Origin of the sequence: Rossellomorea pakistanensis, assembly GCF_016908495.1 — a bacterium.
In the GTDB taxonomy this organism is placed as follows: Bacteria; Bacillota; Bacilli; order Bacillales; family Bacillaceae_B; genus Rossellomorea; species Rossellomorea pakistanensis.
This window is the reverse complement of sequence record NZ_JAFBDZ010000001.1, coordinates 1,456,575-1,471,332: the sequence shown is the minus strand read 5'-3', so window position 1 is coordinate 1,471,332 and position 14,758 is coordinate 1,456,575. Positions and strand designations below refer to the sequence as shown.

Below are 14,758 nucleotides of genomic sequence, written 5' to 3'. Positions count from 1 at the left end.
AGTGTTAGCCAGTCATTATTTTTTATCTAATTCTTCCGCTTCACTAATTGCATATGGAAGATAGTGGCGATAGGCTTTCCAGCCAGCCCAGACACTACCAAATCCAACTAGAATAAAAAGAGCGGCAATAATATACGTGACGGTTGTTTGACGCAAGAATAATTGATTGATTCCGAAGAACCCTACAAATAATCCAAGAGCTATGCTAGATTTAGCAGATAGCCATCTTTTTTCTATTGGACGGTTTGTTCGGACACTGCGTACCTTATAAACAATATAAAAAATAAATGAAACGACAATTAAAAACACGAAAGCATACATAAAATGTTCCTCCATTATTCATCCAATCTATTCTATTTATTTTATCTATAATGAGTCGAATTGCCAAATGACAAAACTATGAACGATTTAAGGAGGCAGCAATGAAACAGGAAATCTTAGATTGTATAAAACGTTATGACACCATAATTGTTCATCGTCATGTTCGTCCTGATCCTGATGCTTATGGATCACAGGGAGGACTTGTTGAAATTTTGAAAAAATCTTTTCCAAATAAGAAAATATATGCCGTTGGGATGGAAGACCCTTCTCTTCATTACATGACACGGCTTGACCAAGTAGAAGATGAAGTTTTCAACGGAGCCCTTATTATTATTTGTGATACGGCAAATGCAGAAAGAATTTGTGATGATCGTTATAAATTAGGTGACATGCTCATTAAAATTGATCATCATCCGAATGAAGATGCATATGGAGATCTATTATGGATTAATACAGAGGCTAGCTCTGTTAGTGAGATGGTTTACGAATTTTATCAATTTGGTCGTGAGCAAGGTTTAAAGATGACAGATGAAGCTGCACGACTACTTTTTGCAGGAATTGTAGGGGATACAGGAAGATTCCTATATCCAAGTACAACACAGAAGACATTTGATTTTGCAGGAGAGTTAATCCGTTATAATTTTGATCGAAATGATCTTTTCAATAAAATGTATGAAGTAGATCCAAAAGTAATCAAACTTCACGGATATGTCCTTCAAAATTTTGAAATGAATACGGATGGCTGTGCGTCAGTTACGATTACTAAGGAGATCCTAGACGAACATGATGTCATTCCATCTGAAGCGTCTTTACTTGTTAGTACGTTAGGAAGTGTGAAAGGAATCAAAGCTTGGGTATTCTTCATTGAAGAAAGGGATCAAATTCGAGTAAGATTCCGCTCTAAGGGTCCAATTATCAATACCATTGCGAAAAAATATAATGGTGGAGGTCATCCGCTTGCAGCTGGAGCGTCGATCTACTCTTGGGAGCAGAAGGAAGATGTGCTGAATGAATTAGAGGCTGTCTGTAAAAATTATTGAATAAAAAAAACGCTACCTTATTATGGGTAGCGATTTTTTTAATTCTTTTAGTCTGTATTTTTTTGGTATGTCTCGTCAATTTTCTCTTTAGCTTCATTGTATGCGTTATCGATCATTTCTTTTTTCGTATTATAATGCTCATCCGCATCATCACTCATTTTATTATAGAAATCGTCTATAGCTTCATTAACCAAATCATAAACATCTGGGTCCAAATCGTGTTTGTTATCAGCATCTATTAATAGCCCCGTTACCATATTGTCAAAATCGATTAGTCTACCCATCGTTTTGTTATCAAGGTCGATTAGATCTCCACTGTCTTCATTATCTTGATCAATTGCTGCTCCAATATGCTGGTTATGCCAATCGATCCATTTTCCAATTGCATCATTCGACTTCTGAAACTCTTCTTCAAGATCTTGTTGATTATCAGCTTGGATATAACGGCCATTAGCATGTTCTGCTATCTCTTCAAGCTGATCTCTTTGGTCAGCTCCTACAGCAAAGCCAATAACATTGATGATTGGTTTTATATTGGACTGGGCTAATTCTTTAGCAACCTTAGCTGGATCGCCATCACAGGTTTCTTCCCCATCTGATACTAGATAAATCACATTTGTATTGTTATCAGCGTTTAGCCCCTGAAGAGTTTTCCCAGCTTGTGTGAGTGAAGCGGCGATTGGTGTCCATCCTTTTGGATCAACACCTGATAAAGCTTTGTTAAATTCATCCTCGCTATAGCTTTTTAATGGATAAATCTCCTTTATACTTTTGCAGGATTTGGCTTTATCGGCATCACTACTTGAACCTTCATGTCCATAGATAGTGAGAGATACTTTCGTTTTCTCAGGTAAATTAGAGACGAATTCATTGATAGATTCTTTTGCAATTTCCATCTGAGACTTCCCGTCCTGTTTAGCTTTCATCGAGCCGGAAGCGTCTAATATAATGGCCACATTAATGTTTTCCTTTACTTCTTGACCATTAAGTTTTAAGCCTGATCCAGTATTGAGCTCCTCGAGAGAAATTTTTTCCCTCGGTTCAAAGGTAGCAAGTCCAGGCAATTCAGGGTGAAATGTCTCAAAGAAGAGTCTCTTAATATTTTCAGCACGAATCTCTTCACTTTCATCACGTTTGTCGATTTTAGCTATAGCTTCAACAATTTTTTCTTTATCCGAATCCTTTAGCTCGCCATCTTCTACCTTCTCCCACCACTTCCCTTGTGTCGTTTCTTCCGCTTCCTTTAAGCTAGAAGGAAACTCAAAGGCTTTATCGGTGAATTGAAAGGAATACGGCCACTCTTTCGGTTTTTCCTCTTTTTTCTTTTCTCCTGCATTTTCCTTACTTCCACTTGAAGTTTCCTCAGCTTTGTCTCCACATGCTGATAGAACAAACAACAATGTGAGTAGTAATACTAACAAACTCCATTTTCTCATATGTATTTCTCCTTACTATTTAAAAGATTAACTTCCTTGCATTATCTGAATCTAGTGATAATGAAATGACAGAAGTTGGAATCCAGATATACTTTATTCTATCTATACTGACTAGTTGTGGGCAAGAGAAAAATTATATAAATATGATTATAAATCGTTCCTTGATGTTGATCTCGAGTAAAATTGACTTCTTTTATGATTATGTTAGTTTAATAGAGTAACCTGTAAACGTACGTAAACCATCCCTTTAAAGGTTTAGGAGACATTTTATGAACACTTTAGTAAGAAGCTTCGTTTTAGGAATCGCTGCAACAATCCAAGGTCTTGCCATGTCTGTCTTTTTATTTCCTCATTTTATCCCTTCAGGAGGGGCAGCGAGTGTGGGGGTATTATTTAATTATCTATTAGATGTTCCGTTCGCTATTACTCTTTGGGGATTGAATGCTAGCCTTTTATTAGCGGCAATGAAATGGCTTGGGAAAGGAAACGCATTATGGACAATGTATTGTGTGACCGTCACTTCAGCTGTTGTTAATTTGATATCCGCATTAATGACGGCTCCTGTTTCTAATGTAATACTGGATTTAACAATCGGTTCGGTTATCTTCGGTGTCGGATTAGGCATTCTATTTCGAATGGGCGCCTCTTCTGGTGGAATGGATATTCTTGCGTTAATCATTGCCAAGACAAAAGGTCTATCACCTGGAAAGACTCTATTTTGGATTAATGGAAGTTTATTATTATTAACAGGTATAGTGGTTGACTGGAAAATCATTTTGTATGCTATTGTTTGTCAATTTATTGGGACTAGAATTTTAGATGTCATCTATAAAATTCACTTTAAACCAAACTATGCTAAAATAAAAAAAGAGCAAAAATGGTCTTAAATGTTAGGTGTTTTCTAAAAGTTTGTTGCTACCTGAGATCAGTCAGAAATACATTTTAGTAGCATTGAGCAGCCTGAATACACGTGGACTCCTGCGGGAACAGTGGCTAAAGTGAGACTCCGCAGCGTAGCGAGGATGCTCACAGGCCACCCATGGAAAGCGAAGTGTATTCCGGCTGCGGGTTAAATAACAACAATCGTGACGAAATGAGCCGAATGATAAAATCTGTCCCAAAACCATTTCACACACAATAGTTCGATATAAAGAATATCCCTTTCTATATAACGATAGATGCAGTAGAATCGAATTTTTGATTAGATTCAACATGACAAAATATTGTAACTAGATTTTAATCAGCAAATTTCAATTCAACATAGAATTCTATGGTTGTAAAATAGCCGACCTTTTGAATCTCAACTTGATATCTTTTCTCATTCAGTTTGAGTGTTTTGTTCTCGATCGTTTTTTCAATAATTTCGTTGTTTTTATAGACAGATTCGAGATCTTTCGCAAGTAAGTCAGACAAATCCTCTTGAATCTTTTCTTGAGCTTGAAAGATATCAAGAGAATCCGACTTCAAACCAAATTTTTCGGCATTGGTTATTTTCACCTTTATTTCCTGAACCAAAAGGCTTTCTTTATTTTCTTTATTGAGTTTTTTTAAATCCTCCTGCAAAATAGAAACATACTTCTTTGAATCTTTAATCTCTTCCTTTTGCTTTTCAATTAATAATGTTTGTTTTTCTTGTAATGTTCCGAACATGAACAGAAAGATAAACCAGCTAATAAATCCGCCGATTATCATTCCTGCGAAGAACCTCTGCCAGCCTTTTCTACGGTAATATTGCGGGATTCTCATAAGGATTGATTCTCCTGAGTAATCCAAGTGATAATTTCTGCACCCGTTTGTGCCCCGCCCATAGCCGATAAAATCAACAGAAAATGTTTAAATAATTGAAAGGTTTCCCCATTTAAAAGCCCTTTTTCAAAACTATATAAAGTATCAAATGTACCTCCAATGGCAGCAATGATGGCCCAAATTCTTAAAATGTTAGAGAGTCTAGTAATTTCTGTCAGGGGTGGCTGCCCTGTGATAAAAGCAGCAAGTCCTCCTAAGAGAGAACCACCCATTATGACACCGAATGCAATAAAGTAACTTTTTATAAACTCAGGAAAAAATGCTTCTACCATTGTATCAACTCCGCTTATACAAGCTATTACTTAACTATATGGTAGGAAAAACCCTAATATGAAGAAATCTTTTCGTCTTTATAGGGGAGAACATATTTTCTTTTTCTCGATTCTTTTCCTATAATAAAAAGAAAGAGTTGTAAAAAGGATGTGAGTGATCATGTCGTTTGTTCACTTACAAGTGTCAAGCGCCTTCAGCTTATTATCGAGTACCATTTCTATTGAAAAGCTTGTTGAACAAGCCAAACGTTTTCAATATCATTCATTGGCCATTACGGATCGTAATGTTATGTACGGAGCTATCCCTTTCTATAAAGCTTGTTTAAAAAACAATATCAAACCCATTATTGGGATGACCACGGATGTTGTAAGTATAGAGCTAGAAGATCAATCCTTTCCATTAGTGTTACTTGCTAAAAATGAAATGGGGTACCAAAACCTATTAAAAATTTCAAGTGTGATTGGTACAAAATCACCTAATGGTATTTCAATGAAGTGGTTGAAAGGGTATGCAAGAGGGTTAATGGCTATCACTCCAGGAGTAGGTGGGGAAATTGAACACTGGTTACTCCAAGATAATGAAGAAAAAGCTGTTTCAGTAATCAAAACCTTTCAGCAAATTTTTGGTGAGGATTCTTTCTTTCTATCGGTTCAAAATCATGGAATTCAAGAAGATGAAAAACTTCGTCTGGCCATTTTAAAACTTAAAAAGTCAATTCCTATTCAAGCAGTAGTGACAAATAATGCACAATATATCCATAAAGATGAAGCATTTGCACTTGAATGTCTGCTTGCTATCCGTGATGGGGTTAAGCTTTCCGATGAAGAGCGGGAAATAAGGAAATCGGATGAATATTATTTTAAATCAAAGAATGAAATTATAGAGTTATTTAGTGATTGGGTGGATGAATTAGAGAACACGATTATGATTTCAAATCAATGTAATGTCACGATTCCTCTTCATCAACATTTACTTCCGAAATATCCAGTAACAGATTTCGAGACAGCGGATGAGATGCTCCGCGGCATCTGCCAAAAGGGACTTCAAAATAGAGTAGAAATGCTGGATCACTCATACAAAGAGCGACTAGAGTATGAACTTGGGATTATTAGCAGGATGAACTTCAGTGATTACTTCTTAATTGTATGGGATTTTATGAAATATGCAAGACGCCAAAAGATTCTAACTGGACCTGGAAGGGGCTCTGCAGCCGGTTCCCTTGTTGCTTATGTGCTTGAAATTACAGATGTAGACCCTATTAAACATGGACTATTATTTGAACGTTTTTTAAATCCTGAAAGGGTCACCATGCCTGATATTGATATAGATTTTCCAGATAACCGCCGAGATGATGTCATCGAATATGTGTCAGCGAAATATGGAAGTCTTCATGTTGCCCAAATTATTACGTTTGGAACGCTTGCCGCGAAAGCAGCCATACGAGATACTGCCAGAGCCTTTGGATTTAATTCAAAGGAATTAGAGCTTCTCTCCAAGCTAATTCCTTCACGAGTAGGAATTAGCTTAAAAGAAGCATACAAGGAATCAGAGGGCTTACGACAATTTATTGCCGAATCCGATCATAATCGTAAGCTCTTTCAAACGGCTAGGACAATCGAGGGGCTACCAAGACATACATCTACACATGCAGCTGGGGTTATTATTAGTGAAAAACCCCTCGTGAATCATATCGCCATTCAGTCAGGACAGGGAACAATACATCTTACACAATCACCCATGGAAGACCTAGAAGAAATCGGACTATTAAAGATGGATTTTCTCGGACTAAGAAACTTAACTCTTTTAGACCGGATTGTGACAAGTATCCAAAAAGGGACCAATAAGCGATTTAGCCTGAAGGATATCCCGTTTGATGATGAAAAGACATTCGAGTTACTAAGTCAAGGGAAAACAGAAGGGGTTTTTCAGCTAGAGTCTAATGGAATGAAGAATGTCTTAACAAAACTATGCCCTTCCGCTTTTGAGGATATCGTTGCAGTCAATGCATTATTCCGTCCAGGACCAATGGAGAATATTCCATTATTTATTGATCGCAAGCATGGCCGGGAGGAAATTCGTTATCCCCACCCTGATTTAAAACCGATCCTTGATTATACCTATGGCGTAATCGTTTATCAGGAGCAGATTATACAAATTGCCTCTACAATGGCTGGATTCTCACTAGGTGAAGCGGATTTACTTCGAAGAGCTGTTGGAAAGAAGAAGAAGGAAATTCTCGATAAGGAGCGATATCATTTTGTTGAAGGAGCAGTATCTAAAGGCTATTCACCTGAAACAGCAGCTGAGGTTTATAGCTTAATAGTGAAATTTGCCAACTATGGATTTAATCGTTCCCATGCAGTTGCATACAGTATGATTGCCTATCAGCTTGCCTACTTAAAAGCGAATTTCCCTGAGCATTTCCTAGCTGCATTATTAACATCAGTCATCGGCAATGAGGATAAGGTTGCTCAATATATAAGAGAAGCGAAACAATTTAATCTTGAAATTCTTCCACCTTCTATTAATAAAAGTCAGTTCTTTTTTAAAGTTGAAAAAGGTGGGTTACGGTATAGTATTGGGGCAATAAAAGGGATTGGAGCATCGGCTTTAAGAGAAATTTTGAAGGCAAGAAATGAAAAACCATTTCAGGATTTATTTGATTTTTGTCTAAGAGTTTCTACCAAAGCTGTAAATCGCAAAACGATGGAGTCCTTGGTCTTTTCGGGAGCTTTAGACGAGTTCGGTGAAGATCGTGCTGTATTATTAGCAAGTATAGATGTAGCACTAGAGCATGCAGAGCTTGTAAGGCCTAATAATGGCGAATATGATTTATTTGAAGATGAAGAAAGCTTCATGCTTAAACCTAAATATGTTGAAGTAGACTATATGGAATTAGATACGAAGCTACAATTTGAAAAGCAAGCATTAGGGATTTATTTATCAGACCATCCTGTTTCGAGCCATCACAATGAGTTTAAAGCTTTAGGAACGGTTGATATCATCGATCTGAAAGTAGGAAAGAAACATATTTCTATAGGCGTTTATTTAACCACTATGAGGACTATTCGAACAAAAAAAGGGGATGTCATGGCATTTGCTCAAGCAGGTGATACGACAGGTGAAATCGAACTGGTGATATTCCCCAATGTATTTAGCAAATTTTCAAGTCTTTTAAAAGAAGGTAATATATTAGTAATACAAGGTTCTATAGAGGAAAGAAATGAAAAAGAACAATTTATTGTTCAAAAAGTAATAAGTATTGAAGAAATAAACGAGAAGATAGACAGACAAAATCGTCGACTATACGTTAAAGTTTCCCATTCTTCTCAATCAAAGATTATTCAACAAATCATTCAAAAATATTCAGGAGATGTACCAGTACTAATCTATCATGAGTTGGACAAAAAAGCGGTCCAACTCCCTCGTAATTCATGGGTGAATCCTTCAAAAGCATGTATAAAAGAATTACAAGCGGAATTAGGAACCGAAAATGTCGTTTTAAAATAAGGCTCTTTTCGTCATGCCTGTTGTTATTTAACCCGCAGTCTTAATACACTTTGCGCACTTTAGAGTGATTCGTGATCCTCTTCGCTGCGCTGTCGGGGTCTCACTTTGGTCACTGTCCGCAGGAGTCTACGTGTATTCAGGCTGCTCAGTGCTTCAAAGATGTATTTCCAACTTGTATCAGGTAGCAACAAACTCTTAGAAAACAGCCTAAAATAATATCGTGTAAAATCATAGCTTTTTTATGTGTGGGAGATTTTAAAATAAGGAAATGGCCACCTCTTTTTAACGATTTTGATCCCTTTCTCTTTTTCATTGATGACTAAAGGTTACGAGAATGTTGTTTTTTTCTATGTAGTCACAAAGTTTAGATGATAGCTAATAGTAGAATCGTCAAAAGCAATATATCCTTTACTTCCATATAAATTATGTTATATTGTTTAAGAGAAATATGTGGTCAGACCACTATTTATATACATTTTCATTTGAAATATTGTTGTTTATTTTAGGCGCTTTGGCTTTTCTCGTGTCCAGCTCCAGCGCCTAGCTTCTCGAGACATAAGTCAAGCCACCAAGGAAGGGGAAAAGCGTCCTTCCTAGGTGACTCGCCTTATGCTTATCGGAGTTGTTCAAGGCGCTTACGCTTTTCTCGTGTCCAGCTCCAGCGCCTAGCTCCTCGAGACATAAGTCAAGCCACCAAGGAAGGGAAAAAGCGCCCTTCCTAGGTGACTCGCCTTATGCTTATCGGAGCTGTTCAAGGCGCTTACGCTTTTCTAGTGTCCAGCTCCAGCGCCTAGCTCCTCGAGACATAAGTCAAGCCAACAAGGAAGGGAAAAAGCACCCTTCCTAGGTGACTCGCCTTATGCTTATCGGAGCTGTTCAAGGCGCTTACGCTTTTCTAGTTAGCAACAATGTATACAAAATTGTCATTATATTTTCTATGATTATAATTGAAAAAATGAAGGAGTGAGCCATTTGTCTCTACGTGAAGAAGCGTTACATATGCATAGAGTAAATAGAGGAAAGTTAGAATCAAAATCAAAGGTAGAAGTTAGAAATGCCAATGATTTAAGTTTAGCTTACTCCCCTGGGGTAGCAGAACCTTGTAAAGATATTTATGATAAACCTGAAACGGTCTATGAATACACTATGAAGGGAAATATGGTGGCTGTTGTTTCAGATGGTACAGCTGTTTTAGGGCTTGGTAATATTGGACCAGAAGCTGCACTTCCTGTAATGGAAGGGAAGGCCGTTTTATTTAAAAGCTTTGCAGGTGTAGACGCCTTTCCTATCTGTTTAGACACAACAGATATCGACAAAATCGTCGAAACAGTAAAGTTACTAGAACCAACATTTGGAGGCGTAAACCTTGAAGATATAGCCGCTCCAAATTGTTTTGCAATCGAAGAGCGATTAAAGAAGGAAACGAATATACCTATTTTCCATGATGATCAACATGGAACAGCGATTGTAACCGTGGCAGGACTTGTGAATGCTCTAAAACTAGTAGGAAAGAAAATGTCTGAAATTAAGGTGGTTGCAAATGGAGCAGGTGCTGCTGGAATTGCGATTATTAAGTTGCTCTACCATTATGGAGTAAGAGATATTATTATGTGTGATTCTAGAGGGGCGATTTATGAAGGTCGTCCAAATGGAATGAATGATATAAAGCATGAAGTAGCGAAATTTACTAATAGAGACCAAAAAAGCGGTGGATTAGAAGACGTTATCCAAGGAGCAGATGTATTTATTGGTGTTTCCGTTGCTGGAGCTTTGACAGAAGAAATGGTAAGGTCAATGAATGAGGATTCTATTATTTTTGCAATGGCTAATCCTGTTCCAGAAATTATGCCTGAAATTGCTAAAATTGCAGGTGCTAAAGTAGTTGGAACAGGTCGATCTGATTTTCCTAACCAGGTGAATAATGTCTTGGCTTTTCCTGGTATTTTTAGAGGGGCATTGGATGTTAGGGCAACACATATTAATGAAAAAATGAAGCAGGCTGCTGTAGAAGCAATTGCTTCACTCATAAATCCTAATGAACTTCATTCAGATTATGTTATTCCTGCTCCTTTTGACCCTCGTGTAGCTCCAGCTGTTGCTGCGGCGGTAGCGAAAGCAGCTATGGAAACAGGAGTAGCAAGATTGAAAGTGGACCCAGAAGAGATAAGAGCGAAAACTGCAGAACTTGCCGTTATCGGTAAAGAATAGTGAAGAGTGAAGTGAATTCTTCCAAACCTGCTTCAAAGGTTTATGTTGCCATTGTGCACAGAATTCGTGAAATGATTTCTAAGGACGGCTTACAATCGGGAGATAAAATCCCTTCAGAAAGGGAACTCTCGGAACGCCTGAATGTGGGGCGGTCCTCTGTAAGAGAAGCATTAAGAGCACTTGAACTATTAGGACTAATTGAAACAAGACGAGGAGAAGGTACCTTTTTGCGAGATTTCCGTGAGCATCACCTTGTTGAATTACTAGGTGCCTTTATACTGGAAGACAAACAAGCTAAACAGGACGTTCTTCTCACAAAAGATTGGATTGAAAAAGACAGTTTAAGATGCATACTAAGCAAGAAGATAGATGTGCATGGACTTTTATCTAAATTAAATCAGCACAAATACAACAGAGTTGATGATCTATTTCAACAACTCATTTTAAAATGTAACAATCATCTCACCTATAAAATATGGGTCATATTAAAGGATTATGTTGCGATGGTAAAAGGAGATGTACTCATTACTGAAAGAAACCATCCACTTTGTTTAGGGATTATTGAAAATTTATTACATCAAAATGATGATCTAGTCTTTCAATACTATCAACAGTTGAAAAATGTCGAAGAATAACCGACAGTTTCTAACATTCTTTTTATTTGATTTCCGATAAAGTGTTAGCAATACAATTATATTTATAGGGTTAGAAGACAAGGAGGATTCACCTTGCTTAAGGATCTTTTTGTGAAAAATAAAAGTAAAAAGAAAAAATATGCTACAATCCCTTCCGAGGCTGCAAAACAAGATGTACCTGAAGGGATTATGACCAAATGTCCCAACTGTAAAAAAATTATGTATACTAAAGAACTTCAAAAAAATCTTAAAGTCTGCATACATTGTGACTACCATCATCCAATGAGGGCTTTTGAACGTATTAATAGTTTCTTGGATGAGGGGAGCTTTCAGGAATTAGATCATGAATTAACAACAGAAAATCCTTTGAACTTCCCTGATTACCTCGAAAAGATAGAAAAAGATCGAAAGAAAACAGGCATAAACGAGGCAGTGGTGACAGGAAGCGGTACTATTAATTCAATAGCAGTTGTTGTTGCGATTATGGACTCCAGTTTTAGAATGGGAAGTATGGGTTCTGTCGTTGGAGAAAAAATAACAAGAGCGATTGAAATAGCCAAGGATAAGAAATGCCCTTTTATCATATTTACTGCTTCTGGTGGTGCACGAATGCAAGAAGGGGTATTATCTCTTATGCAAATGGCAAAAACAAGTGTAGCGTTAAAAAGATTCAGTGATGAAGGCGGTTTATTCTTCAGTATCATGACTCATCCAACAACCGGTGGTGTGTCAGCGAGCTTTGCATCCTTAGGTGATTATAATTTTGCAGAGCCTGGTGCCTTAATCGGATTTGCGGGAAGAAGAATTATCGAACAAACGATTCGCGAAGACTTACCTGAAGATTTTCAAACAGCTGAATTTTTACTGAAACATGGACAACTTGATGCGGTGATTTCTAGACTAGAATTGAAAGATCAGATTTCAACCATTCTAGATATCCATCAATGGGGTGGTGAGATAACATGGTAAACGAAATGGAGTTTGAAAAGCCAGTATTTGAATTAAAAAAGAAAATTGCTGAACTAAAAGAATTCACGAAGAAATCAGATGTAGATTTAAGTTCTGAAATTGATAAATTGGAAGCTCGTTTAGAGAAATTAGAGCAGGACATTTATGAGAATATGAAACCATGGGAGAGAGTACAGGTTGCAAGACACCCGAATCGTCCAACTACCTTGGATTATATCTCTTACCTTTTTACAGACTTCTTAGAAATGCATGGTGACCGCTTGTATGGGGATGATGAGGCGATTGTTTCAGGTATTGCAAAATTTCATGGTGTTCCCGTAACGATTATTGGTCATCAGCGCGGCAAGGACACAAAAGAAAACATTCGACGTAATTTTGGTATGCCACATCCAGAAGGTTATCGTAAAGCACTTAGATTAATGAAGCAAGCTGAAAAATTCGGTAGACCGATTATTTGTTTTATCGATACAAAAGGGGCTTATCCAGGAAAAGCAGCAGAAGAACGTGGACAAAGTGAAGCGATTGCAAGAAATCTATTTGAAATGGCAGGCTTTACTGTGCCGATTATTTGTATTGTAATTGGTGAAGGTGGAAGTGGTGGCGCATTAGCACTTGGAATTGGTGATCATATTCATATGCTCGAGAACTCTACATATTCCGTGATTTCTCCTGAAGGAGCAGCGGCTTTATTGTGGAAGGATTCAACTCAAGCTAAAAAAGCAGCCGAATCAATGAAAATTACAGCACCTGATTTAAAAGAGCTGGGGATTATTGATGAAATTATTACAGAAGTTAAAGGCGGAGCACACAAAGATGTTGAAACTCAAGCTGGGTATATTGAACAAGTATTAAAAGATTCACTCCAATCTCTAATACCTCAATCACCAGAAAATCTTTTATCTCTTCGTTACGAAAAATATAAAAAAATGGGCAAGTATACCGTTTTAAATGAGTATATTGGGGTAAATTCTTAAACGTGTACCTTTTGGGGCACGTTTTTTTCATTTTTTAATTAAAGGCTGTATTCTAAAAGGCTCTTTACGTAGAGATTGTTGTTTTGGGGGAATATACATTTGACCGTTGACCGTTTTTTTCCGCTACAGGCACTTGCTTTCAGCAGGGAAGAAATCGAGCCTCCTCGACGTTCCGTCTGCGGGTCTCGACTTTTCCTCTGGATCCCGTAGGAATTAAGTGCCTTCTGCTTCAATCCACTCTGCGTTTTCGATGTTGTTAAAAGCAACAAACTTTTAGATAAGTGCCTTTTTTAATTACATAAATTTTTGTGAAAAACTAGAAAGAAAACGCTTCATTTTCAAAATTCATACAATTTAAACGCTTTCATTTCACGAATAATTTCGTCTATTAAAAATAGATGGTACAATGTATTGAGAACAATGTTTCTTCGTGTTATTTTAGAATTAATCCATAGTGTATTTAATCTATTTTTTGTGAAAGAATAAGAATAAGGACGGCTAGAATTCCTCGATTATTTCTTCTCTATTCTATTCATCATGTGAAATTATTAACAAAATTTCTAATGACATTTTACATATAAACTATTTTTTTGAGGTGGTTAAAATGAAAAAAATTGGTGTTTTAACAAGTGGGGGAGATTCTCCTGGAATGAATGCTGCCGTGCGTGCAGTCGTTCGAAAAGCAATCTACAATAATCTAGAAGTTTACGGAATCTATCAAGGATATAACGGTCTTATTTCCGGCAATATAAAGAAGCTTGAGCTAGGGTCTGTAGGGGATATAATTCACCGTGGCGGGACAATGCTCTATACTGCTCGTTGTGAAGAGTTCAAGACAAAAGAAGGACAATTAAAAGGGATTAAGCAACTAGAGAAGCACGGAATTGAAGGGCTTGTTGTTATCGGTGGGGATGGGTCCTATCGTGGGGCAAAAGCGCTTACAGAACATGGTTTCCCCTGTGTAGGAGTACCAGGTACAATTGATAATGATATTCCAGGTACAGATTTTACTGTTGGTTTTGACACGGCTCTAAATACAGTCATTGATGCGATCGATAAAATTCGCGATACAGCGACATCACATGAAAGAACGTTTATAATAGAAGTAATGGGAAGAAATGCAGGAGATCTTGCACTGTGGTCTGGACTTGCCGGTGGAGCTGAAACGATCCTAATTCCAGAGGACAATTATGATATGGATGATATTTCAATGCGATTAAAACGTGGACAAGAACGTGGGAAGAAGCACAGTATTATTATTGTCGCAGAAGGTGTTATGTCAGGAAATGAATTTGCGAAACAGCTTGAGGAGAAAGCGAACTTGGATACAAGAGTATCTGTGTTAGGCCATATTCAACGTGGTGGGACTCCAACTGCATCTGATCGTGTTTTAGCAAGTCGACTTGGTGCAAGAGCTGTTGAATTACTCATTAGTGAAACTGGTGGAAGAGCTGTGGGAATTGTGAATAACAAATTGGTAGATTACGACATTATCGAAGCTCTTGGCAAATCGCATGAAATTGATCTGAAAATGTATAATCTTTCTAAAGAACTATCTATATAGAGTGTGAAATTTCGGGAGGTAA

General features: G+C 37.3%; 12 protein-coding genes. 8 read left to right on the top strand and 4 right to left on the bottom strand.

Going from position 1 to position 14,758, the window contains the following annotated elements; translation table 11 throughout:
- Positions 1–15: 15 nt before the first annotated feature.
- Positions 16–321 (bottom strand): YtpI family protein, encoded by a 306-nt coding sequence (locus tag JOC86_RS07175; RefSeq protein WP_205169517.1) that lies wholly within the window; start codon positions 319–321, stop codon positions 16–18.
- A gap of 101 nt (positions 322–422) precedes the next feature.
- Between JOC86_RS07175 and JOC86_RS07170 the strand changes: the two genes are divergently transcribed.
- A complete protein-coding gene (locus tag JOC86_RS07170; RefSeq protein ID WP_205169515.1) occupies positions 423–1,361 on the top strand; it encodes a DHH family phosphoesterase in 939 nt (312 codons plus the stop codon).
- Between the two features lie 47 nt (positions 1,362–1,408).
- On the opposite strand, the gene JOC86_RS07165 is transcribed toward JOC86_RS07170, so the two are convergent.
- Positions 1,409–2,797 carry a vWA domain-containing protein gene (locus JOC86_RS07165; protein ID WP_205169513.1) on the bottom strand — a complete coding sequence of 463 codons (1,389 nt, stop codon included), beginning with the start codon at positions 2,795–2,797 and terminating at the stop codon, positions 1,409–1,411.
- A gap of 269 nt (positions 2,798–3,066) precedes the next feature.
- Here JOC86_RS07165 and JOC86_RS07160 point away from each other — a divergent pair, with 269 nt between their 5' ends.
- Positions 3,067–3,684, top strand: a complete 618-nt coding sequence (locus JOC86_RS07160) for a YitT family protein (RefSeq protein ID WP_205169511.1) — start codon at positions 3,067–3,069, stop codon at positions 3,682–3,684.
- Positions 3,685–4,033: 349 nt separating this feature from the next.
- On the opposite strand, the gene ytrI is transcribed toward JOC86_RS07160, so the two are convergent.
- Both ytrI and ytrH read right to left on the bottom strand, forming a co-directional pair.
- Complete coding sequence (ytrI, locus tag JOC86_RS07155) at positions 4,034–4,543, bottom strand: sporulation membrane protein YtrI (RefSeq protein ID WP_205169509.1); 510 nt, start codon at positions 4,541–4,543, stop codon at positions 4,034–4,036.
- A complete protein-coding gene (ytrH, locus tag JOC86_RS07150) occupies positions 4,540–4,875 on the bottom strand; it encodes a sporulation membrane protein YtrH (RefSeq protein ID WP_205169507.1) in 336 nt (111 codons plus the stop codon). The genes ytrI and ytrH overlap by 4 nt, the downstream gene beginning before the upstream one ends.
- Positions 4,876–5,035: 160 nt before the next feature.
- On the opposite strand from ytrH, the gene dnaE reads away from it, so the two are divergent.
- From dnaE to pfkA, 6 genes are all read left to right on the top strand, one after another.
- The gene (gene dnaE, locus JOC86_RS07145; protein ID WP_205169505.1) at positions 5,036–8,386 is read left to right on the top strand and encodes a DNA polymerase III subunit alpha; all 3,351 of its coding nucleotides are present in this window, start codon (positions 5,036–5,038) and stop codon (positions 8,384–8,386) included.
- A 972-nt stretch (positions 8,387–9,358) separates the two neighbouring features.
- Positions 9,359–10,594, top strand: coding sequence for an NADP-dependent malic enzyme (ystJ, locus tag JOC86_RS07140; RefSeq protein ID WP_205169503.1), 1,236 nt, complete (start codon positions 9,359–9,361; stop codon positions 10,592–10,594).
- Positions 10,594–11,229: a FadR/GntR family transcriptional regulator gene (locus JOC86_RS24955; RefSeq protein WP_338021721.1), complete on the top strand. Its 636-nt coding sequence runs from the start codon at positions 10,594–10,596 to the stop codon at positions 11,227–11,229. The genes ystJ and JOC86_RS24955 overlap by 1 nt, the downstream gene beginning before the upstream one ends.
- 93 nt (positions 11,230–11,322) lie before the next feature.
- Positions 11,323–12,198, top strand: a complete 876-nt coding sequence (gene accD / locus JOC86_RS07130) for an acetyl-CoA carboxylase, carboxyltransferase subunit beta (protein WP_205169501.1) — start codon at positions 11,323–11,325, stop codon at positions 12,196–12,198.
- A complete protein-coding gene (gene accA, locus JOC86_RS07125) occupies positions 12,192–13,172 on the top strand; it encodes an acetyl-CoA carboxylase carboxyl transferase subunit alpha (RefSeq protein ID WP_205169500.1) in 981 nt (326 codons plus the stop codon). Before accD ends, accA begins: the two co-directional genes overlap by 7 nt.
- 604 nt (positions 13,173–13,776) lie before the next feature.
- Positions 13,777–14,736, top strand: a complete 960-nt coding sequence (gene pfkA, locus JOC86_RS07120) for a 6-phosphofructokinase (protein WP_205169498.1) — start codon at positions 13,777–13,779, stop codon at positions 14,734–14,736.
- Positions 14,737–14,758 lie beyond the last annotated feature (22 nt).